Source organism: Hymenobacter sp. 5516J-16 (assembly GCF_022919335.1).
GTDB classification, from domain to species: Bacteria; Bacteroidota; Bacteroidia; order Cytophagales; family Hymenobacteraceae; genus Hymenobacter; species Hymenobacter sublimis.
The window spans coordinates 4,487,030-4,508,054 of sequence record NZ_CP095058.1; the positions used below are offsets into that span (position 1 = coordinate 4,487,030).

The following is a 21,025-nucleotide window of genomic DNA, read 5'->3' on the forward strand; positions in this document are numbered from 1 at the left end:
TGGTTCTAAGCAGCATGAAAGGGTAGGAGCTAGCCAGAAGCCCCTGCCGAACCCTACAGGGCCGCGCGTTGGGACAGGGGCGGGTAAACGGGCTTCGTTAGCTTTTACGGGTCGTTTTTTGTACCTTCGCCTTTGGAAAAAACCGCCTCTAGTGAAGAACATCCGCAATTTCTGCATCATCGCCCACATCGACCACGGCAAGAGCACCCTGGCCGACCGTCTCCTGGAATTTACCAGCACGGTAGCCAAGCGCGATATGCAAGCCCAACTGCTCGACAACATGGATCTGGAGCGGGAGCGGGGCATTACTATCAAGAGCCACGCCATTCAAATGCAGTATCAGTACAAGGGCGAGCAGTACACGCTCAACCTGATTGATACGCCCGGCCACGTCGATTTTAGCTACGAGGTATCCCGTTCCATCGCCGCTTGCGAAGGCGCTCTGCTCATCGTGGATTCCTCCCAAGGAATTGAAGCCCAGACCATTAGCAATCTGTACCTGGCTATTGGCTCTGACCTGACTATTATCCCGGTTCTTAATAAAATTGACCTGCCTCACTCCATGCCGGAGGAAGTGTCGGATGAGATTGTGGACCTGATTGGCTGCGACCGTGACGAGATTATCCCCGCTTCGGGTAAATCTGGGATTGGTATTGAGGCCATTCTAAACGCCATTTGTGAGCGAATTCCGGCCCCACCGGTGACCCGGAAGCTCCCCTGCAGGCCCTAATTTTCGACTCGGTTTTTAACTCCTACCGCGGTATTGAGGTGTTGTTCCGCATCAAGAACGGCACCATGCGCAAGGGCGACAAGCTCCGGTTCATGGCCACGGGCAAGGAATACGGCGCCGATGAAATTGGTATTCTGGGCCTGAACCAGGAACCCCGGCCCGAAATTGGGGCTGGTAACGTAGGCTATCTGATTTCCGGTATCAAGGAGGCCCGCGAGGTAAAAGTAGGCGACACCATCACGCACGTAGCACGCCCCACGGCCGAAGCTATTCAGGGTTTCGAGGACGTGAAGCCCATGGTATTTGCTGGCATTTACCCCGTGGATACCACCGAGTACGAAGAGCTACGTTCCTGCATGGAAAAGCTGCAGCTCAATGACGCCTCCCTGGTGTGGGAGCCTGAAACGTCCGTGGCCCTGGGCTTCGGCTTCCGGTGCGGCTTTCTCGGGATGCTGCACATGGAAATTGTGCAGGAGCGCCTGGAACGGGAGTTCGACATGACGGTGATTACCACCGTTCCCTCGGTGCAGTTTCACGCTACCGGCACCAAGGACCAGCTCCTGACCATCAATGCGCCCTCCGAAATGCCGGAGCCCAACGTTATTAAGCGCATTGAGGAGCCCTATATCAAAGCTCAAATCATTACGGCTGCTGACTACGTAGGGCCCATTATTACGCTGTGCATGGAAAAGCGCGGCATCATCAAGGGCCAAAGCTACCTGACCTCGGAGCGGGTAGAGCTGACCTTCGAGTTGCCCTTGTCGGAAATTGTGTTTGACTTCTTTGACAAGCTAAAAACCATTTCTCGCGGCTACGCTTCCCTCGACTACGAGCTGATCGGCTTCCGCGAATCGGACATGGTGAAGCTGGACGTGATGCTGAACGGGGAGAAAGTAGATGCCTTGTCGGCCATCGTGCACCGCTCCAAAAGCTACGACTGGGGCCGCCGCCTCTGTGAGAAACTTCGGGAGCTGCTCCCGCGCCAGCAGTTCGAAATTGCTATTCAGGCCAGCATTGGGCAAAAAATCATTGCCCGTGAAACGGTAAAAGCCCTCCGCAAAAACGTAATTGCCAAGTGCTACGGCGGCGACATCAGCCGCAAGCGCAAGCTGCTTGAAAAGCAGAAGGAAGGTAAGAAACGGATGCGCCAGGTAGGTTCCGTTGAAATTCCGCAAGAGGCCTTTTTGGCCGTACTCAAAATCGATTAGCATACCAAGCGCGGCCCGAAACGGGCCGCGCTTTTTGTTTCTACCTCATTTCTTTTTCACCTCATACACTTCTTGACACGGCGTGTAATGATTTACCATCGCAGAACATGTCCGATAACCTTCTCAAGAACTGTACGAGCCAGGATCAACTAGACAAAATCATCAAAGGGCAGGAGCGCAAGTTCCGGTGGCGCGACGATTGGCCTGCAATGGAAGCCGCTTTGCAAGCTGCCGGTACTGCCGCCATTGCCGCCCACAGCCACAAACGGATTCTCGACCACCCTTAGGACTTAGCCTAATCTTCGTACCCATGACCACTGCCCCCGACGCCACTACCTACCGCCTGATTGACGGCAAGCAAACTGCCGAGGCCATTAAAGAGGAAATTGCCGCTGAAGTTGGCCAGCGCAAAGCTGCCGGCCAAAAGGTGCCGCACCTGGCCGCTGTTCTGGTTGGCCACGATGGTGGCTCCGAAACTTACGTGCGCAACAAAGTGCTGGCCTGCGAACGGGTAGGGTTCGGGAGCACGCTGTTGCGCTACGAGGACGACATCACGGAGGCTGAACTGCTGGCCAAAGTGGAGGAGCTAAACCAAGACGACCGCATAGACGGATTCATTGTGCAGCTGCCCCTACCCAAGCACATTGACACGAACAAGGTCATTGAGGCCATCCGTCCGGAAAAGGACGTAGACGGTTTCCACCCCATGAACATCGGCCGGATGGTTGCGGGATTGCCGGCCCTGCTACCCGCCACCCCTTCCGGCATTGTGGAGCTGCTGCGCCGCTACGAGTTGCCGACCGATGGCAAACACTGCGTAGTAATCGGACGTAGTAATATTGTGGGTACTCCGGTTAGTATACTGTTAGCAAAGAACTTAGAGCCAGGCAACTGTACAGTTACTTTATGTCACTCCCGGACCCAAAACTTGGCAGAAATAACCCGTTCTGCCGACATTTTGGTAGCGGCGCTAGGCCGGCCGGAGTTTGTTACCGCCGATATGGTTAAGCCCGGCGCGGTCATTGTTGATGTGGGCACAACCCGGGTCGAAGACGCTACCAAGAAATCGGGGTGGGCGCTTAAGGGAGATGTAAACTTCGCTCAGGTGGCACCGTTAGCTTCCTACATTACGCCGGTGCCGGGTGGAGTAGGCCCCATGACCATTGCCATGCTGTTGCTGAACACGCTGCGAGCAGCCAAAGGAGAGGTATATCCGAAGTAAATGGGCTGGTGGCCCTAGGTAGCGCTACCTCATAGCTAAACCCAATGGGTTATCGCTCAGCTTCAACCCTTACGTTGGGCCTCAAAATCCAATTAAAACCGCCTCAGGCTTTTAGAATTGGGGGCGGTGTACTACTTTTAAAGTCGGGCCGTTGGTAAACAGGTCTGGTGCTAGCCCACCGGACCCGCCCCAGCGGCCCGGCTTATTATTTTCAGAATACGCGTTTTGCTGCACGAACTTCCCGTTACGTCGGCAGCCCCGACCCAGGCGGCTGCGGCGCTTACACTGCCCGTTATGGAGCAGTTTTATACGATTCAGGGCGAAGGCTACAACACTGGCCGTGCCGCTTATTTCATTCGCCTCGGCGGGTGTGATGTGGGGTGCGTGTGGTGCGATGTGAAGGAGTCGTGGCCCCTGGACGCACACCCGCGCCAGACCCTGGCTGAACTAGTTGCCGCCGTTACCGCGGAGCCCGGCCGTAACGTGGTCATCACTGGGGCGAGCCGCTCATGCATGATCTGGGCCCCCTAACCACAGCCTTACACGCAGCCGGCTGCCGCACCTGGATTGAAACCAGCGGGGCCTACCCACTCAGCGGAGAGTGGAATTGGATTTGCGTCTCGCCCAAGAAATTCAAAGCCCCGCTGCCTTCCGTGCTAGCTGCCGCCCACGAGCTGAAAATTGTGGTCTTCAACAAGAGCGATTTTGCCTGGGCCGAGCAGCACGCTGCGCTGGTTGGACCGGAGTGCCGATTGTATCTGCAGCCGGAGTGGAGCAAGGCCACGCAGATGATGCCCCTTATTGTTGACTACGTAAAAGCCAATCCGCAGTGGCAAGTGTCGCTGCAGACTCATAAGTTCCTCGACATTCCGTAGCGCCCTACCCGCCTATGCGCCGTTTACTTTCCGTTCCGTTTGTGGTGTTGTTGGCACTAGCCGTCAGTGAGGTTGTTCCCCTTCAAGCTGTTGCGCAGGCAAAGCTTAGCACTACTAATACCAAGGCCCGTAACCTGTGGGAAAAAGCCCAGGAGCAAGCCAAAGACCGGGAGTTTACCAAGGCCATTGAAACCCTGACCCAACTCAACCAAAAGTTTCCTTCCCTAGGCGAGCCGTACCTGATGAAAGGCTCCATGCTAAAGGCCATGGGAGAGAACCGCGCCGCCTTTGAGGCCTACCGAGACGGCATAGCCAAACTCCCCCTGGATCCGGCCCGGGCTACTGATTACTACACTCTTGGGGAACTAGCCATGAGTTTCGGTGAGTACACCACGGCCGCCGATAGCTACAAAAAGTACCTGAAAACGGCCACCAAAAGCCCCCGCAACGCGCCACGGGCCCAGCGTCAACTGCTTAACTGCGAGTTTGCGCTGAAGGCAATGGCGGCCCCCACTGGCATTCAGCCGGAGCGGCTGCCCGGCCCGCTGAACACCTACCGGTTTCAGTATTTTCCGGCCCTTACCGCGGACAGCCGTTTTCTGCTCTTTACTGGTCGGCCCACCGCCGAAAGTGGGGAAGATCTGTTTGTTAGTCGCCAGAACAAGGATGGCACCCTGGATGCGCCGGCTTCCATTTCCCCGGCCATTAATACCTCGTACAACGAAGGTGCTGGTACTATTTCCGGCGACGGAAAGACGCTGGTATTCGCCTCGTGCGACCGGCCAAACTCTGTGGGCAATTGCGACCTGTATATCTCGCGGCGCACGGGTAATACCTGGAGCAAGCCGCAGAACCTGGGCCGTAACGTAAACTCACCGGAGTGGGACTCACAACCCACCCTTTCTGCCGATGGCCGCACCCTGTATTTCACCAGCATTCGTCGCGGGGGCAAAGGCCAGGAAGACATCTACGTAACCACGCTGGGTGCTGATGGCAACTGGACCCTGGCGCGCAACGTGGGGGCCCCCGTGAACACGGCGGGCAAGGATATGGCGCCTTTCATTCATGCCAGCGGCACTACCCTGTACTATGTTACCGATGGGTTGGTGGGCATGGGCGGGCTCGACATTTATCGGTGCGAGCAGCTAGTAGGCGGCAAGTGGAACACACCGCAGAACTTGGGTTACCCGCTCAATACCTTTGAAAACGAGGCCTCACTCTTCATTAGCTCCGATAACCGCCGGGGCTTCTGTTCCCGCTCCCGGGCTGCCGCGCCGGGGGTTAAGCAGGAGCGCGACCGTCCGGTGGAATTGTTTGGCTTTGAAGTTCCCAAGGAAATCCGGGCCCGTGAAACGAGTACCTACACCCAGGGCCGGGTTTTTGATGCGTTTACCAAAAAGCCAATCCGGGCCGATGTGCAGCTTTACGACCTGAATACGGATGAGCTGGTGCAATACGTAGGTTCTGATGCGGAAAATGGCGAATACACGGTGGTATTGAACGAGGGCCGCCAGTATGCCATGTATGCTGCTGCCGACAAGTACCTGATGAAGAGCCTGAGCTTTGACTACAGTGATAAGCGCAGCTTTGACCCCCTGACTTTAGACATTTACTTGGAGCCCGTGCGGGCCGGACGTAGCATAGTGCTCAATAACCTCTTCTTCGACACCAAGCAGTATGAGCTAAAGCCGAAGTCGCGGACGGAACTAAACCGGCTTGTGGGTTTCATGAAGCAATACCCCGATGTACAAGTAGAAGTATCAGGACACACGGACGACGTAGGGTCCGACGACGACAACCAGCTTTTGTCCCAGAACCGGGCTAAATCGGTATACACGTATCTGGTTAGCCAGGGAGTAAAGGCCACCCGTCTGCGCTTTAGAGGCTACGGAGAAACCAAGCCACTCTCACCCAATGATTCAGAGGAACACCGACAGCAAAACCGGCGCATTGAACTCCGCATTCTATAAAACAACGTTTTGTGACGTTGAATGAGCCCAACTGCTATAAAGCAGTTGGGTTTTTTATTGGAGTTTTTCTTTGTTGTAAGATTATTATAGGATTCAGAATGAGGCATCTATAACTTTTGGGTGAAAGTATTAAGGTAGAATAGTTATAAAAAATCTTTTTTTTATTTAATAATGAATTCTATATTTGTTCATGCTGCTGAGCTACGGATAATGGTAATTTCTCCTCCACGGACGACTTACCTTCCTCTTTACTCCCGCAGCATATTTATACATGCCTCACTTTTCATCCTTTTTCACATCCTACCACTATGAAGAAAATTACTCTGTTCGCGGGTCTGTTGTTGGGCCTGCAGGGAGCTGCTGTAGCTGGTTCCGAGCCGGAGGCGCCTACCAGCCTACAAGCGCGGGCTACCGCTCTCACGCGCTCCATTTCTGATAAAGCTCGCTTGGATGAAGGGCAATACCTGCGGGTAAAGCAACTGAACATCCGGATGCTAGCCGAGCAAGAAGACTTAAAAACTCGCTTTGCGGCCGATCCAACGCTACTAGACCAGCGCCTAGCTGATGCCCAGGGGCGCTACGAAAACGACCTGACCGCTTTGTTGCGTCCCGCTCAGTTGGCCTTGTTCCAACAAAGCCGCACCAGCATGACGGCTCTGGGTGCCGCACCTAAGTAAACCTTCTAGAAGAAAAGCTCATCTAAAAGTGAGCTTTTCTTCTTGGAGCGGCCTTAGAGGAGAAGGCATAATGACATGATTTTATAAGTACTATATATAATATAATTTATAGTAATAGTATATATTTAGCTACCTGCTATTGAGTCGCTTTTTATTTCTGGTTTTCCACCTTCCACCAACCCTACACCATTATGAAAAACGGATTCATTTGCCTAGCATTTACCCTGCTGCTAGCCGCAGGTACTACCCACGCTGCTCCCGCTGACGGTGGTAAGCTCTCTACCCGCGCCACGGAACTCACCCGGCGCATGGCAGAGCGCACCAAGCTCAGCGAAGGACAGTATGTGAAGGTTCGGCAACTCAACCTGCGCTTGCTTACTGAAATGGCCGAAGCTCGCAAGCAGTTCGCCTCAGATGCCGCTGGCCTCGACAAAACCCTCGCCGACGTCCAGATGCGTTACGAGTGGGACCTGGCCTCCATCTTGTGGCCCAAGCAGCTTGCCGCCTACGACGACATCAAACAAAACTTTACCGCTGCCAGTATCCGCTAGCCCTATCATAAGCCAGCATACTTCTCTGGACGCAAAAAAGCCCGCTGTAGCGGGCTTTTTTGTTGTAAGCAGAGCTCTTTCAGAAGTGGAAACTACGAACGCTGCTGAATGGGCGTATAGTCGCGCGCTGTTTCGCCGGTGTAGATCTGGCGGGGGCGACCAATCGGCTCCTTGTTCTCGCGCATTTCTTTCCACTGGGCAATCCAGCCGGGTAAGCGACCCAAGGCAAACATCACCGTAAACATCTCCGTTGGGATGCCCAAGGCTTTGTAGATGATACCGGAGTAGAAGTCTACGTTCGGGTAAAGCTTGCGCTGGATGAAGTACTCGTCGGTAAGAGCAGCTTGCTCCAGTTCCTTCGCAATTTTCAGCAGGGGGCTGTCCTGCAGGCCCAGGGCGGCCAGCACCTCATCGGCGGCCTTCTTGATGATGGTAGCGCGCGGGTCGAAGTTCTTGTACACGCGGTGGCCGAAGCCCATCAGGCGGAAGGAATCGTTTTTATCCTTCGCCTTATCGATGAACTTGCTGGTGTCGCCACCGTCACGCTCAATGGCTTCCAGCATTTCCACAACCTCCTGGTTGGCGCCGCCGTGCAGCGGGCCCCACAAAGCGTTAATACCAGCCGAAACCGAGCCGTACAGCGAAGCGTTGGCTGAGCCTACCAAGCGTACCGTGGAAGTAGAGCAATTCTGCTCGTGGTCGGCGTGCAAGATGAGCAGCTTGTTCAGAGCACTTACTACCACCGGGTTCAACTCGTACTTTTCGGTAGGGAAGCTGAACATCATGTGCAGGAAGTTGGAGCAATAGTCCATATCATTCCGCGGGTAGTTCAGCGGGTGACCCATCTGGTTTTTATAGGTCCAGGCTGCAATGGTGGGCAGTTTGGCCATGAGACGAATAACGTTCAGGTCAATCTCCTCCTTGCTCAGGTCCGGCGACACGCTTTCGGGGTAGAAGGCGGTGAGCGAGCAAATCAGGCTGCTCAGGATGGCCATGGGGTGAGCCGCCGACGGGAAGCCGTCAAAAATCTTGCGCACATCTTCGTGCACCAGCGTGTGCTTGGTAATCTGGTTGCTGAAGTTCTGAAGCTCGGCTTCGGTAGGCAGCTTACCATAAATCAGCAGGTAGGCCACTTCAATGAACGAGGACTTCTCGGCCAACTGCTCAATGGGGTAGCCGCGGTAGCGCAGAATACCCTCTTCGCCGTCGAGGAAGGTAATAGCGCTTTTCGTGGCGCCGGTATTCTTGTAACCCGAGTCCAGGGTAACGTAGCCCGTTTGGTCGCGCAGCTTACCAATGTCGAAAGCCTTTTCTTGCTCGGTGCCTTCAATAACCGGGAGAGAGTACGATTTCCCGTCGAGGATCAGTTCAGCAGATTCTGCCATATGCGTAAGGTGAAGGGTGGGTTGCGGGGCGAAACTAAAGAATTACCAAGTAGCAGTAAAACCCCGTGAGAGTTTGGCGCCTATACTACAATCCGGCCCGGGTTGTTGTTTAAGATGGGTGAAACGCAAAGAAAAGCCCCGAACCGGATAAGTATGGCATATAGCCGGATTTTTTCCGGCTAACTGCCCAGATTTATTCCGGCCAGACCTTCCGCCTTCGTGGAAAATAGGTGGCTAAGCTTACAGGTGAAGTAACAGTGGGTGATACCCTAATACTCATGGGCGGGCCTACTCAGCGGCCTATTTGCCAATGCAGAACTGTGTGAAGATGCTGGTGAGCAGGTCGTCGCTGCTGATTTCGCCGGTAATCTGGCCCAGGGTAGCCAGCGCATGCCGCAGATCAGCTGCCAGCAACTCCGTCCCGACGCCGGTGGCTAGGCCTTGCACGACGGCCTCCAGGTGAAGCGCCGCTTGCTCTAGGCTGCGAGCGTGCCGGACATTGGTAACAATAGTGCTGGAGCCAGTTCGGTCCAGGCCTTCACCACGCACCCGCGTCAGCAGGGCTTCGCGTAACTCGTCGAGTCCGTCGCCGCGGGAGGCAGCAATCAGCACGGTGTTTGGCCGCTCGTCGTAGGCCGCTTGCTCGGTGTCGCTGGCCACATCCAGCTTGTTCCCAACCGCCAGTAGCGGAATGCCTGCTGGTAGTTGTAAAGCGTCAATCTCCGCTTGAAGACCCGTAGGGGTAGTAGTCGTAATATCAAACAGATATATAACCAAAGCTGCTTGCTGGACCCGCTTTAATGTCCGCTCTACTCCCATGGATTCTACTACGTCTGTGGTGTCGCGCAGACCCGCCGTATCTACGAACCGGAAGCGAATGCCGTCGAGGCTGACTTCGTCCTCAATCAGGTCGCGGGTGGTGCCGGCAATGGCTGAAACGATGGCGCGCTCCTCATTAAGCAACGCGTTCAGCAGGGTGCTTTTGCCGGCATTGGGCCGCCCGGCAATTACGGTGGTCACGCCATGTTTAATAACGTTGCCTAACTCAAAGGAGCGCAGCAGGCGGCGCACCAGGGTCTGCACTTCTTCCAGCAGGCGCACTAGGCCGGTGCGGTCGGCAAACTCCACGTCCTCCTCGCCGAAGTCCAGCTCCAACTCCAGCAGGGCCGCAAACTGCACCAAGCGTCCGCGCAGGTCCTTTAGCTCCTGGGAGAAGCCACCCCGCATTTGCCGCATGGCTACTTGGTGCGAAAGGGCCGAGTCGGCGGCAATCAAATCGGCCACGGCCTCGGCCTGGGCTAAGTCAAAGGCGCCGTGCAGAAACGCCCGTTTGGTAAACTCCCCAGCTTCGGCCAACCGGGCCCCGCGGCGGACCAGCAAACCCAGGAGTTCCTGCACAATGTAGTCGGAGCCGTGAGTACTGATTTCCACCACGTCCTCGCGGGTGTAGGAGTGCGGCCCCGAAACAGGGAAACAACTACCTCATCAATGATTCGCTCCCCGTCCCGAACGGTTCCAACGTGGAGGGTATGGCTGGGCTGGTCGCGCAGGCGCTTGCCGGCAAACACTTCATCGGTGAGGTGAATGGCGTCGGGACCCGAAAGACGAACTAGGGCAATGGCCCCCGCCCCGGGCGGCGTAGACAGGGCAACGATGGTATCGGAAAGCGAAGGAGGAAGTGCAACGGCCACGGCGGCGAGGAAATGGTGTCAGCCGCAAAGGTAGGGGTTGTGACGCGGGAAATATCGGCAAATGCAGCATGGCAACTAGTGACGCCCAGCGCTATTTCCTCCGCCAACGCCACTTGTTTTCTTTTCCCAAGTAAGGCTAGCCCGTGATGTACAGGTTGCGACTTACTTCCGCGGATAAAAGATGTTCTTTTGTCTGGTTTATTCTGATTTCAAACGAGTTATCAAATAAAATCTTATCCAATACTTCAATGTGAGTGCCCAAATTCAACCCTACCTTGTCAAGGTACTGCAAGAACGGAACCGATGTGTTTTTAACGGCCACTACGATGCCTTGGTCGCCGGGGCGAAGGTCGGCCAGGAGGCGGTGTTGAGGGCGGTGCAGGACGCCTTCAGCAGTAGGAATGGGGTCACCGTGGGGGTCAAGTTGGGGGTAGCCCAGAAACTCGTCCAGGCGCTGCACGAGCAGGTCGGAATCGATGTGCTCCATCTGTTCCGCTACGTCGTGCACCTCGTCCCAGGTAAAGCCGAGCTGCTGGACCAGGAATACCTCCCACAGGCGGTGCTTGCGGATGGTAAGCAGGGCCAGGCGCCGGCCTTCCGCCGTAAGCGTAACCCCCCGGTAGCGGGTATAGTGGAGCAAGCCTTTCTCCCCGAGCCGACGGAGCATATCCGTAACGGAGGCCGCCCGGGTACGCAGGGCTTCGGCCACGCTATTCGTGCTGACTTCGCTACCCGGTTGGGCCTCCGCCAGTTTATAAATTGCTTTTAGGTAATTCTCCTCGGTGTAGCTAGGCATTTTTAGAAATGAAGAATTAAGAACGAGGAATGAAGAATTGAGAACGGCCGCTCCCGACCTGTATCAAAGTCGTGGAACGGCCAGTTCTTTATTGCTCATTCTTAATTCTTAACTGAAAAAACCTACCACTTGATAAGTGCCGAAGCCCACGTAAAGCCGGAGCCAAAGGCAGCCAAGCACACCAAGTCGCCGCGCTTGATGCGGCCTTCCTGCACGGCTTCGCTCAGCGCGATAGGCACGGAAGCCGCGGTAGTGTTGCCGTAGCGCTGGATGTTGCTGAATATTTTGTCGTCGGAGAGGCCCATCTTCTGCTGAACGTACTGCGTGATGCGCAGATTGGCCTGGTGGGGAATCAGCATGTTGATATCCTGGGGCTGGTAGCCATTGTGGTCGAGGGCCTCCTTGATAACCTGGGGGAAACGGACTACAGCGTGCTTGAACACGTTCTGCCCGTTCATGTAAGGGTACATTTCCAGCTCGTTATCTACCACGTATTGTACGCGGTTATTACGGTTCGAGCCGGGCTCCTTTACAATCAGCTCCTCCGCATGCTCGCCCTGGGCGTGCAGGTGGGTGCTCAGAATGCCGTGTTCGGGGCGGGTGCTGGGACGCAGCACCACCGCGCCGGCACCATCACCAAAAATGACCGATACACCGCGGCCGCGGGTGCTGATGTCGAGGCCGGAGGAGTGAATTTCCGAGCCGACTACCAGTACCGTGTCGTACATGCCGGTTTTTACGAACTGATCGGCCATGGACAGCGCGTACACGAAGCCCGAGCACTGGTTGCGCACGTCGAAGGCCGGAATCGGAGCCTGAATGCCTAACTCCCGCTGCAACAACACGCCGGAGCCGGGAAAGAAATAGTCGGGCGACAACGTAGCAAACACAATCATTTGCACGTCGTCGGGGGTGAGGCCGGCCATTTCCAGAGCCTTGCGGGCCGCGTTAGCCCCCATGTTGGCGGTGGTATCCTTACCTTCCTCAAACCAGCGCCGCTCCCGAATGCCGGTGCGTTCTTGGATCCACTCATCGGTGGTTTCCATTAGGGTGGTGAGGTCGGCGTTGGTTACTACACGGTCGGGCACGTAGTGGCCTACACCGGCAATTTCAGACATTCGGAGAGTTGTGTTCATCAAGGGGAATTTGCGGAGCAGTAGGTCTGAGAAACGGAGTCGAAGGTAGAAAAATTCGAGACCTGCGCCGTAAACGGGCCGCAAAGGTCGGCAGTTACTATATAGAATCCATGAGGCGGTGCAACTTTTCGGCTTCGGAGGTCCAGAAAGCTTCCGCGGGTGCCCCGCTCGGGTAGTACCACCGGGCGCCAAGTTCAGCGGCGAGGTCAGGCGCAGCCGGGTACTCGGGTTGCTGGAAGTCAAAGGCAACGCCCGCGCCGGAGGGTTGCACCAGTTGCTGCCACAAAGGGTTGGGCGGCACCAACAGGGGTAGGCCATGGGCTAAGTACTCGAATAGCTTAGTGGGCACGCACCGGGCCGTGCTGGGGTGCGGACGGTAAGGTAGCAACCCTAGGTGGCTGCGCTGAATTTCGGCTACAACCTCAGCGTGCGGCACCAATTCCGCCCCGCCCCGCAGGGTCACGGCGTCGCTGGCTTCGGCAACGGCCGCTTGCAAGCGCGGCAACAGCCCCGGCTGCTGGCAGGCCCCAATAATGGTCAGGTGGGCTAGGGGCCAAGCAGTGCGCAGATGCTGGACAAAGCGGATGGCTTCCCACACGCCGTTCAGCTCCGAAATAGTGCCGGAGTACAGCACCCGCAGGGGCTCAGTAGGGGCCGGTAAGCGGCGCGGAAAGGTGGTTGCTGATGGCGCCTGAGAGGAGTAGGGCTGATATTTGTTCTCAAGGAGCAGCGTCTTGCCAGGCCTGGCAAACGGCAATTCCTGCGCGTAGCTGCGCTCCGCCAGCAGCACTGCTGTAGCCTGCCTGGCTGCCAAAGTTTCTAGGCCGCGCACCAGGGTAGCCAGCATGTGGCGGGCCCAGTGAGGGTATACCTGCTGGGTTTGGATGTTGAGGGCGTAGTTCTCGCGCACGTCATACACAAAGCGCCGACCAGGCTTCAAGGCCTTCCATGCCACGGTTAGCGGTAGTAATTCCGGCGCGTGCACCAGTACCACCTGGGGCCGGAGCTTTTGTAGCAACTGCCAGTACAGCCACTGGGCGCGCAGGCGCTGTAGACTTAGGCGAGTACCCTCAAGTAGGGCGTGGGTATGCAGATTGTGAGGAAGGCCGGAGGGGAAGGCGCGAGGCGACCAGCAACATGCACTTGCGTTCCGGTCCGGCTGGCTAGGGTGCGCCCAAACTTGCCCAGCATGCGGGTATCGTCGAGGGGCTTGAGCACCGAAGCCAGTAAAATGGTCAGGGAAGGCGGCATATTGGCCGTGAAGATGGTAAGTTTGCTTGTTAGTTGTCGGCGGAGAGGCGCGGCACGCGGCGGCCAGCAGCCCCGCGTAGCGCCTCCGGGGCGGGCAACCAACGGAATATCACCTGACAACCAGATTGTAGATGTCTGAACTCCAAACCCTGATTGAGGCTGCCTGGACCGACCGGAGCCTGTTGCAGCAAGCGGCCACTACGGAGGCCATCCAGCACGTAATTGAAGAACTTGATAAAGGCCGCCTGCGCGTGGCTCAGCCCGGCACTACGGAAGGGGCCGACTGGCAGGTCAACGATTGGGTGAAGAAAGCAGTTATCCTGTACTTTCCCATCCGCCAGATGGAAACCATTGAAGTGGGGCCCTTCGAGTTCCGCGACAAAATGCAGCTCAAAACTAACTACGAGCAGCAAGGCGTGCGCGTAGTGCCTCCAGCCGTAGCCCGCTACGGAGCTTACCTGGCTCCCGGCGTTATCATGATGCCGAGCTACGTGAACATTGGCGCCTGGGTAGGCGAGGGCACGATGGTAGACACCTGGGCTACGGTAGGCTCCTGCGCCCAGATTGGTGCGGGTGTGCACCTGAGCGGCGGCGTGGGCATTGGTGGCGTGTTGGAGCCAGTGCAGGCTGCTCCTGTTATTGTAGAAGATGGGGCCTTCGTGGGCTCGCGCAGCATTCTGGTAGAGGGCTGCTTTGTCGGCAAGGAAGCTGTCATTGGGGCGGGCGTTACCATCACGGGCAGCACCCGTATCATCGACGTAACCGGTTCTGAGCCCAAGGAGTACCGGGGCCACGTACCGGCCCGTTCCGTGGTCATTCCCGGTTCTTTGCCCAAGCAGTTTCCGGCCGGCGAGTACCACGTGCCTTGCGCCCTGATTATTGGGCAGCGCAAGCCCAGCACCGACCTGAAAACCTCCCTCAACGACGCCCTGCGCGAGCATAACGTAGCCGTGTAGTCCGGCCATTGAGAGGCTTCCGTGTCGGTTGCCCTAAGCAACTGCTCTATATCGTACCCTGCGCACTTTGTGCCAGGGTACTTTTTTTCCACGGCCAGATACGAGATATTGCGCAGCGGTGGGGAGTTTCCCCGCTTCAATTCCCCCGATTCTATTCTTGATGAGTACCCTTAAATCAGTAGTGTCCGCGGCGCAGGCCCGCGACGAAGTCCGCGACTACGTAGCCCAGGAATTAAACATTGACCCCGAGCTGGTGCAAACGCGTGTGGCCTTTAACCGGGAATTGCCCTGGGCCGACGGGCGCACGCGGCCCTGCTTTCTGGTGGAATGGGCCGAGCCCAACGGCCGCGACGGGGTAGCCATTGCCGGCCCTTACACGCACAACTTCTTTGAGTTTAGCCGGGCCGATGCCTACCAGCTAGGCGCCCAAAACGCGTGGCGGCAGCAGCTGTTAAACCTGTACGCAGGCTGCGAGCTAGTCGTACGGGCCCGCCTGACCCAGAGCCTGACCGATGTAGCGGACCCCACCCGCCTCGCCCTCATCCAGCAAAACCTGGAAGAGCGAACCAACTGGCGCGTGGGCGTAAACGTTTCCCTGCGGGACTTCCTGCGCCTGGGCACCGACGAGTACTACATCTTTAACGGCAGCTGGGTCTGGAACCCAAACTACCGCTATTCGCACCTGAAAGGCTTTATTCCTTACGGCAGTAAAACCCTGATGGAGCTGCCCAAACAAGAGTTTATTCCCGTAAAGTCGCACTCACCTTTCGAGGCTATTCCGCCGCTAGGCGAGGATGGGGCTTACCCCGGCGAGTTGGTGAGCTTTATCATTGTGAAAAACAACCAGATCCTGGAAACCCGTGCCCTCGACCTGTACGCCCGCACCCTCATGAACCAAGTGGCCCTGTTCTATGCCCTCGGCCGGGAGCATGGTCCCTTCCAAATTGATTTGCAGGAGCAGCAGTAAGCGCCGCTACGCTGAGTTGTTCGCGGCCAAGGCTAGTTGCTTTACTTAGCAAGCAAAACGGCCCGACCTGACAAAATCAGGTCGGGCCGTTCTGCTTGAGCTGCGGGCTAGAAGGAGCGAGCTTCGGTCTTGAGCTTGTCGCCGAATACGGCCTTTACTTTATCTACTTTGCTTTTCACTACAAACTGGCAATAAGGCTGGGAGCCGTTCAGGTTGTAGTAATTCTGATGGTAAGCCTCGGCGGGGTAAAACACCGTGAGCGGCAGGATTTCGGTGGTGATGGGGCCCTCAAAGGCGTTAGCGGCAGTTAGCTGCTGTTTGTAGGCCTCGGCCGTGCGCTGCTGCCCCTCGTTGTGCGTGTACACTCCCGAGCGGTATTGAGTGCCCGTATCGTTGCCTTGGCGGTTGAGGGTAGTAGGGTCGTGGGTTTTCCAGAAGACTTCCAGCAGCTCCTCGTAGCTGATAACGGCCGGGTCATATGTAATCTGAATAACCTCGTTGTGGCCGGTCAGACCACTGCATACTTCTTTATAGGTAGGATTGGCAATGCGGCCGCCCGTGTAGCCCGATACTACTTTCTGTACCCCGTTTAAATTCTGAAATACGGCTTCGGTGCACCAAAAGCAGCCGCCGCCAAATGTGGCTTGTTCCATTGAAATAGTGGTAAGGAGTCGAAGGCAAAACTGAACCTCTATAAGCGAATTTCGGCCCCAAAGGTTTCAGGTAAGCCCAACCACAAACGCCCCTCCCGGCGCAACCGGAAAGGGCGTTTGGTTTAACCAGAAGTTGGGTAAGCTTACTTGCGGAAGCGCTCAGCCAGCACCAGCTCCTTGCTGCCGTGAGTCCAGGAGTAGAAGCCTTCCCCAGACTTAACGCCCAGTCGGCCGGCGGTTACCATGTTCACCAGCAACGGGCACGGGGCATATTTCTGGTTGCCCAGGCCCTCGTGCAGCACCCGCAGAATGGCCAAGCACACATCCAGCCCGATGAAGTCAGCGAGTTGCAGGGGGCCCATGGGGTGGGCCATACCTAGCTTCATGACCGTGTCAATTTCCTCTACGCCCGCTACTCCCTCAAACAGGCTATAAATAGCCTCGTTAATCATGGGCATTAGAATGCGGTTGGCCACAAAGCCGGGGTAGTCATTCACCTCCGTCGGGGTTTTTCCCAGCTCCCGCGACAGGTCCATGATGCGGCTCGTCACCTCATCGGAAGTAGCGTAGCCCCGAATTACTTCTACCAGCTTCATCACCGGCACCGGGTTCATGAAGTGCATGCCAATCACCTGCTCGGGGCGCTTAGTTACGGCGGCAATTTTGGTGATGGAGATGGAAGAGGTGTTGGAGGCCAGGATAGCCGCCGCCGGCGCGTGCTGGTCTAGCTCCCGGAAGATGTTCAGCTTTAATTCCACGTTTTCGGTGGCTGCTTCCACTACTAGGTCGGCATTGCGCACACCTTCGGCCACGCTGGTATAGGTAGTCAGACGACCCAAGGTAGCGGTTTTATCGGCATCCGTGAGGGAGCCTTTCGCGACCTGCCGGTCCAGGTTTTTCCCAATGATAGCTACCCCTTTGTCGAGGGCCGGCTGGTTGATATCGATAAGAGCAACGGGAAACCCGTGCTGGGCGAATACGTGGGCAATGCCATTGCCCATAGTGCCCGAGCCAATAACGGCAACGTTAAGCATAAGAGAAAAGAGGTTGGGTGGGAAGGAAACGCAGGAGCCACGCTGGCTGCTGAGAGTGGCGCAAAGCTACACGGAAAGCGGAGCGGCTCAATGATGGATTAGGACATTTGCTTATTTATATACTTTATTTTCTAAGGATAAAAAGGGGCTAATCGGTGTTTAAAGGCTGGTTTCACAGCTAGGCTGCGCGCGTCAGGAAAAAAATATGAATATCTGATAAACCTTTTTTCATAACGCCAGCGTACAAAACCGCAGATGCAGCCCTAACCACGTACTCACCCAGATACACGGTTTTCTGTCTCTGAACTCTCCCTAACCTTTCACCAACTCTCTCCTCTCACCATGGGCAACCTACTGTATATCATCGCCGTCATTCTGATCATCATTTGGGCCTTGGGCTTCTTCGGTGTACTCGGAACCGGTATCCAGGGCAACAGCCTGATTCACGTTTTGTTAGTTATTGCTATTATCGCCATTCTACTGCGTGTAATTCGCGGTGGGCGGGTAGTGTAACTAGCTTCCTCATTCCACTTGGTAGTGGAATTCTTTAGTCCGAAAAACACAAAAAAGCCTGACTTTATTAAGTCAGGCTTTTTTGTGTTTTATCCTTCTGATTTACTTTAAATCAAACAGAAAATTGAATCGGATAACTGGCTGGCCGTAAATATCATCATACCCATCATTGAAGTTGTAAAGCACTACAATGTCAGCGGCCATCCGCTCTCCGATTTGCTGGCGGTAGCCGGCTCCAGCCAGCGGAGTGCCAATCGTGCGCTTGTTTTTGTAGTAACCAAATGCACTATTGTCCAACGTCTCCGCCTTGGTTATTTCGTATTCGCCGTGGAGAAAAAACTGATCTAACACAATGAACTGGGCAAAGCCCTTTACGCCAAGGCTATTGGTTTTGATACTCTGACTTCCACGCGCCGAGTAGCTGTTGTAAGCGTAAGAAAGTCCGGGCCCAATGGCAAAGCGTTTACTAACTCGGTACCCAATGGCCGGCGAAATACTAGCACTGAATTGGCTGAACCCGTATAGGCTGCTAAAACCCAGGCCAAGGTTGCTGTACAGGAAGTAGCGGCGCATCGGAAGCTCTGGCGCTGCTACCCCGGGCCGCTGGGGCAAATCTAAGCCCGAGGGCCGGCTAGGGTCGTAGGGGGCGTTAGAGGCCGGGACGCCCGGCTGCACCGGTTCAGTAGGAGCCGTGGGCGTGGGCTGGTACACGGGCGGCGCCGTCGTGCGCGGTGGGGCTGGGGCGGTACCGGGCGGGGCCGTGTTTAGTTGGGGCTTCACGGTGCGGGTAGTGTCCGTAACCTGCGCCGAAACGGTAGGGGCCAACCCAAGGCTGGCCCCCCCATAAGTAGTAAGAACAGAAGTCGTTTCATATTCTTGCTAGAACGTAACTACGAAACCAACTGATACATGCGCTGGCGTTGCGCCTTGATATTCTCATCGGCCAGGTACTCTTCGTAGCTCATGCGGCGGTCGATGATGCCGTCCGGAGTCAGCTCAATAATGCGGTTAGCTACGGTTTCTACTACCTGCAAGTCATGGGAAGCAAAAATCAGGGTGCCGGCAAAGTCCCGGAGGGAGTTGTTCAGAGCCGTGATGCTTTCCAGATCCAAGTGGTTCGTTGGGTCGTCGAGCACCAGCACGTTGCCGCCTTCCATCATCATCTTGGAAAGCATGCAGCGCACTTTTTCGCCCCCGCTCAGTACGTTCGACTTCTTCTGCGACTCCTCGCCCGAGAACAGCATCCGCCCCAGGAAGCCCCGGATAAATGACTCGTCTTTTTCCGTGCTGTACTGGCGCAGCCAGTCTACCAGATTCAAGTCGGTGTTGAAGAACTCTGTGTTTTCCTTAGGGAAGTAGCTGGGCGTAATAGTGGTACCCCACTTAAAGTCGCCGGTGTCAGGCTTGGTTTCCTCGAACAGGATATCGAACAGGAGGGAGGCGGCCCGGTCGTCGCGGCTGATAATGGCCACCTTGTCCTTCTTGTCGAGGGAGAAGGACACATTGCGGAAGATGGTCTGGCCGTCTACCGACTTGCTCAGGTTTTCTACCGTGAGCAGCTGGTTGCCCGCCTCACGCTCCGATTTGAAGGCGATGTACGGGTACTTGCGCGATGAAGGCTTGATTTCCTCTAACGTCAGCTTCTGCAGCAACTTCTGGCGTGAGGTGGCCTGCTTAGACTTAGAAGCATTGGCCGAGAAGCGGCGCACAAACTCTTCCAGTTCCTTGCGCTTGTCTTCCGTCTTCTTATTTACTTCCTGGCGCTGGCGCAGGGCCAGCTGTGACGACTCGTACCAGAACGAGTAGTTGCCGGGATACATCGTGATTTTCGAAAAGTCCAGGTCAGCCATGTAGTTACACACCGCGTCGAGGAAGTGACGGTCGTGGCTTACTACAATAACCGTGTTCTGGAAAGAGTCGAGGAAGTTCTCCAGCCACAGCACGGTTTCGGCGTCGAGGCCGTTCGTGGGTTCGTCTAGCAGCAACACGTCGGGGTTACCGAACAGGGCCTGGGCCAGCAGCACACGCACCTTGTCGGAAGTACCTAGGTCGCCCATGAGGGTCTGGTGCTTGTCTTCCGAAATGCCAAGGCCGGAGAGCAGTTCAGCGGCTTCGTATTCGGCATTCCAACCCTCCAAATCGGCAAATTCGCCTTCTAAGGCCGCGGCCCGCTCCCCATCGGCGTCCGAGAAGTCGGCTTTGGCATACAGCGCATCCTTCTCTTCCATCACCTTCCACAGGCGCTGGTGGCCCATGATAACCGTCTGGAGTACCGGGAAAGCATCGGCGGCAAACTGGTCCTGCTTCAGGACCGAAAGCCGCGCCCCCTTGGGCATGTCAACCGAGCCGGTATTGGCCTCAATTTCGCCAGACAGGATTTTCAGGAAGGTGGATTTACCCGCGCCGTTGGCCCCAATTAGGCCGTACACGTTGCCGGGCATGAATTTAATCGTAACGTCTTCGAACAATACGCGCTTGCCGTAGCGCAGGCTTACGTTGGAGGTGCTGATCATATCAAATGTGTGCGGAGAAACTTGGGGAACGACAGGTAGCAACAGAAGCTGCTGACGTTGGCGCGCAAAAATACGCAAAATGCCTCGGCCCGCCGGGGTTCATCGGTCGGGATAAGTCAGATTGGAAAAAAAAGCAAACCGAATTCACAACCAGCTGCCGAACAATACGGTATAAAAAGTAACTGATGGCAGATAGCTGGGCTGGAAGTGCAGGGAAAACAGAACTCTCACTACCCCTAGTTCCCGGAACTCTCCCATCTACCGTTCCTCTTTCCTCACCCTGGATTCTTTCAACGTATGGCAGCATCACGCATTACCCCCGAAACGAATGGCATTCGCTATGGCCTGTTTACGGCCGGCGGCATGATCTTATATTTTCTGATTGCCTCCCTGACCGGCTTGTCGGAGCGTATTGAATTTAGCTTTCTCAACGCCGTTATTCTGGCTGTTGGTATCTGTCTGGCTATTGTAAACTACAAGCGGTTTCGGCAGGACCGGATGCCTTACCTACATGGTTTTGGGACGGGTATTATCACGGCCATTGTGGCTTCGGTAATTTTTGCCTTCTTCTTTATTCTGTATGCTGGTGTGCTTAACCGCAACGTCATGGATGGTATCCGGGCTCAGGATCTATTCGGCTTCGACCTGTCGGTAACTATTGCCTTCCTTGCTATTATCCTACAGGGTGCCATGTCCGGCGTGATTATCTCCTTAGTAGCCATGCAGTACTACAAAAGCCCCGACCACAAGCCCGTCACCGAAATCGAGTAGTTCAAGCATACTTAATGTGAACAGAGCAAAGCCGGCCATCAGGTCGGCTTTGCTTGTTATGTGGCTATATAGAAGCAGGTATATAAATATGTTTATTTCTATAAATATTTATACAAAAAAGATAAG

18 protein-coding genes and 3 pseudogenes are annotated in these 21,025 nt (G+C 55.8%); 11 read left to right on the top strand and 10 right to left on the bottom strand.

What is annotated here, in order from left to right:
- Positions 1-151 precede the first annotated feature (151 nt).
- The 7 genes and pseudogenes from lepA to MUN84_RS22220 all read left to right on the top strand — a co-directional run bounded on the left by lepA (position 152) and on the right by MUN84_RS22220 (position 7,233).
- Positions 152-1,938 (top strand): annotated as a pseudogene (lepA, locus tag MUN84_RS22190) (translation elongation factor 4).
- A gap of 107 nt (positions 1,939-2,045) precedes the next feature.
- On the top strand, positions 2,046-2,225 hold the full coding sequence (locus MUN84_RS22195; RefSeq protein ID WP_244696053.1) for a hypothetical protein: 180 nt from the start codon (positions 2,046-2,048) through the stop codon (positions 2,223-2,225).
- Positions 2,226-2,248: 23 nt separating this feature from the next.
- On the top strand, positions 2,249-3,160 hold the full coding sequence (locus MUN84_RS22200; protein ID WP_244696054.1) for a bifunctional 5,10-methylenetetrahydrofolate dehydrogenase/5,10-methenyltetrahydrofolate cyclohydrolase: 912 nt from the start codon (positions 2,249-2,251) through the stop codon (positions 3,158-3,160).
- 294 nt (positions 3,161-3,454) lie between these two features.
- Positions 3,455-4,035 (top strand): annotated as a pseudogene (locus MUN84_RS22205) (7-carboxy-7-deazaguanine synthase QueE).
- A 14-nt stretch (positions 4,036-4,049) separates the two neighbouring features.
- Positions 4,050-6,005 carry an OmpA family protein gene (locus MUN84_RS22210; RefSeq protein ID WP_244696055.1) on the top strand — a complete coding sequence of 652 codons (1,956 nt, stop codon included), beginning with the start codon at positions 4,050-4,052 and terminating at the stop codon, positions 6,003-6,005.
- A gap of 308 nt (positions 6,006-6,313) precedes the next feature.
- Positions 6,314-6,682 carry a hypothetical protein gene (locus tag MUN84_RS22215; RefSeq protein WP_244696056.1) on the top strand — a complete coding sequence of 123 codons (369 nt, stop codon included), beginning with the start codon at positions 6,314-6,316 and terminating at the stop codon, positions 6,680-6,682.
- Positions 6,683-6,873: 191 nt separating this feature from the next.
- The gene (locus MUN84_RS22220) at positions 6,874-7,233 is read left to right on the top strand and encodes a hypothetical protein (RefSeq protein WP_244696057.1); all 360 of its coding nucleotides are present in this window, start codon (positions 6,874-6,876) and stop codon (positions 7,231-7,233) included.
- Between the two features lie 92 nt (positions 7,234-7,325).
- Here the strand turns inward: MUN84_RS22220 and MUN84_RS22225 are convergent, their stop codons facing one another.
- The 6 genes and pseudogenes from MUN84_RS22225 to MUN84_RS22250 all read right to left on the bottom strand — a co-directional run bounded on the left by MUN84_RS22225 (position 7,326) and on the right by MUN84_RS22250 (position 13,492).
- Complete coding sequence (locus tag MUN84_RS22225; RefSeq protein ID WP_244696058.1) at positions 7,326-8,618, bottom strand: citrate synthase; 1,293 nt, start codon at positions 8,616-8,618, stop codon at positions 7,326-7,328.
- Positions 8,619-8,918: 300 nt separating this feature from the next.
- Positions 8,919-10,309: pseudogene (gene mnmE / locus MUN84_RS22230) on the bottom strand (tRNA uridine-5-carboxymethylaminomethyl(34) synthesis GTPase MnmE).
- 136 nt (positions 10,310-10,445) lie between these two features.
- Positions 10,446-11,105: a metal-dependent transcriptional regulator gene (locus MUN84_RS22235; protein WP_244696059.1), complete on the bottom strand. Its 660-nt coding sequence runs from the start codon at positions 11,103-11,105 to the stop codon at positions 10,446-10,448.
- Between the two features lie 122 nt (positions 11,106-11,227).
- A complete protein-coding gene (locus MUN84_RS22240; RefSeq protein WP_244696060.1) occupies positions 11,228-12,241 on the bottom strand; it encodes a 3-oxoacyl-ACP synthase III family protein in 1,014 nt (337 codons plus the stop codon).
- Between the two features lie 97 nt (positions 12,242-12,338).
- Entirely contained in the window at positions 12,339-13,259 is a 921-nt protein-coding gene (locus MUN84_RS22245; protein WP_244696061.1) for a glycosyltransferase, read from the bottom strand.
- Between the two features lie 38 nt (positions 13,260-13,297).
- Complete coding sequence (locus MUN84_RS22250; RefSeq protein ID WP_244696062.1) at positions 13,298-13,492, bottom strand: hypothetical protein; 195 nt, start codon at positions 13,490-13,492, stop codon at positions 13,298-13,300.
- Positions 13,493-13,623: 131 nt separating this feature from the next.
- Here MUN84_RS22250 and MUN84_RS22255 point away from each other — a divergent pair, with 131 nt between their 5' ends.
- Positions 13,624-14,448, top strand: a complete 825-nt coding sequence (locus MUN84_RS22255) for a 2,3,4,5-tetrahydropyridine-2,6-dicarboxylate N-succinyltransferase (RefSeq protein ID WP_244696063.1) — start codon at positions 13,624-13,626, stop codon at positions 14,446-14,448.
- A 160-nt stretch (positions 14,449-14,608) separates the two neighbouring features.
- Positions 14,609-15,415, top strand: coding sequence for a hypothetical protein (locus tag MUN84_RS22260; protein ID WP_244696064.1), 807 nt, complete (start codon positions 14,609-14,611; stop codon positions 15,413-15,415).
- A gap of 107 nt (positions 15,416-15,522) precedes the next feature.
- Here the strand turns inward: MUN84_RS22260 and msrA are convergent, their stop codons facing one another.
- Together msrA and MUN84_RS22270 are read right to left on the bottom strand one after the other, a co-directional pair.
- Complete coding sequence (msrA, locus tag MUN84_RS22265) at positions 15,523-16,068, bottom strand: peptide-methionine (S)-S-oxide reductase MsrA (protein ID WP_244696065.1); 546 nt, start codon at positions 16,066-16,068, stop codon at positions 15,523-15,525.
- A gap of 143 nt (positions 16,069-16,211) precedes the next feature.
- Positions 16,212-17,102: a 3-hydroxyacyl-CoA dehydrogenase family protein gene (locus tag MUN84_RS22270; protein ID WP_244696066.1), complete on the bottom strand. Its 891-nt coding sequence runs from the start codon at positions 17,100-17,102 to the stop codon at positions 16,212-16,214.
- Positions 17,103-17,444: 342 nt separating this feature from the next.
- On the opposite strand from MUN84_RS22270, the gene MUN84_RS22275 reads away from it, so the two are divergent.
- Positions 17,445-17,615: a lmo0937 family membrane protein gene (locus MUN84_RS22275; RefSeq protein ID WP_244696067.1), complete on the top strand. Its 171-nt coding sequence runs from the start codon at positions 17,445-17,447 to the stop codon at positions 17,613-17,615.
- 102 nt (positions 17,616-17,717) lie between these two features.
- Here MUN84_RS22275 and MUN84_RS22280 read toward each other — a convergent pair whose 3' ends face one another.
- Positions 17,718-18,440 (bottom strand): hypothetical protein, encoded by a 723-nt coding sequence (locus MUN84_RS22280; RefSeq protein WP_244696068.1) that lies wholly within the window; start codon positions 18,438-18,440, stop codon positions 17,718-17,720.
- A 65-nt stretch (positions 18,441-18,505) separates the two neighbouring features.
- Positions 18,506-20,128 carry an ABC-F family ATP-binding cassette domain-containing protein gene (locus MUN84_RS22285; protein WP_244696069.1) on the bottom strand — a complete coding sequence of 541 codons (1,623 nt, stop codon included), beginning with the start codon at positions 20,126-20,128 and terminating at the stop codon, positions 18,506-18,508.
- A gap of 297 nt (positions 20,129-20,425) precedes the next feature.
- Here MUN84_RS22285 and MUN84_RS22290 point away from each other — a divergent pair, with 297 nt between their 5' ends.
- Entirely contained in the window at positions 20,426-20,899 is a 474-nt protein-coding gene (locus tag MUN84_RS22290) for a DUF4199 domain-containing protein (RefSeq protein ID WP_244696070.1), read from the top strand.
- Positions 20,900-21,025: the final 126 nt, after the last annotated feature.

Excerpts from the sequence above, each read along its gene's own strand:
- MUN84_RS22195 (WP_244696053.1), top strand. The coding sequence starts at position 2,046 with ATGTCCGATAACCTTCTCAAGAACTGTACGAGCCAGGATCAACTAGAC.
- MUN84_RS22200 (WP_244696054.1), top strand. The coding sequence starts at position 2,249 with ATGACCACTGCCCCCGACGCCACTACCTACCGCCTGATTGACGGCAAG.
- MUN84_RS22210 (WP_244696055.1), top strand. The coding sequence starts at position 4,050 with ATGCGCCGTTTACTTTCCGTTCCGTTTGTGGTGTTGTTGGCACTAGCC.
- MUN84_RS22215 (WP_244696056.1), top strand. The coding sequence starts at position 6,314 with ATGAAGAAAATTACTCTGTTCGCGGGTCTGTTGTTGGGCCTGCAGGGA.
- MUN84_RS22220 (WP_244696057.1), top strand. The coding sequence starts at position 6,874 with ATGAAAAACGGATTCATTTGCCTAGCATTTACCCTGCTGCTAGCCGCA.
- MUN84_RS22225 (WP_244696058.1), bottom strand. The coding sequence starts at position 8,618 with ATGGCAGAATCTGCTGAACTGATCCTCGACGGGAAATCGTACTCTCTC.
- MUN84_RS22235 (WP_244696059.1), bottom strand. The coding sequence starts at position 11,105 with ATGCCTAGCTACACCGAGGAGAATTACCTAAAAGCAATTTATAAACTG.
- MUN84_RS22240 (WP_244696060.1), bottom strand. The coding sequence starts at position 12,241 with ATGAACACAACTCTCCGAATGTCTGAAATTGCCGGTGTAGGCCACTAC.
- MUN84_RS22250 (WP_244696062.1), bottom strand. The coding sequence starts at position 13,492 with ATGCCGCCTTCCCTGACCATTTTACTGGCTTCGGTGCTCAAGCCCCTC.
- MUN84_RS22255 (WP_244696063.1), top strand. The coding sequence starts at position 13,624 with ATGTCTGAACTCCAAACCCTGATTGAGGCTGCCTGGACCGACCGGAGC.
- MUN84_RS22260 (WP_244696064.1), top strand. The coding sequence starts at position 14,609 with ATGAGTACCCTTAAATCAGTAGTGTCCGCGGCGCAGGCCCGCGACGAA.
- msrA (WP_244696065.1), bottom strand. The coding sequence starts at position 16,068 with ATGGAACAAGCCACATTTGGCGGCGGCTGCTTTTGGTGCACCGAAGCC.
- MUN84_RS22270 (WP_244696066.1), bottom strand. The coding sequence starts at position 17,102 with ATGCTTAACGTTGCCGTTATTGGCTCGGGCACTATGGGCAATGGCATT.
- MUN84_RS22275 (WP_244696067.1), top strand. The coding sequence starts at position 17,445 with ATGGGCAACCTACTGTATATCATCGCCGTCATTCTGATCATCATTTGG.
- MUN84_RS22285 (WP_244696069.1), bottom strand. The coding sequence starts at position 20,128 with ATGATCAGCACCTCCAACGTAAGCCTGCGCTACGGCAAGCGCGTATTG.
- MUN84_RS22290 (WP_244696070.1), top strand. The coding sequence starts at position 20,426 with ATGGCAGCATCACGCATTACCCCCGAAACGAATGGCATTCGCTATGGC.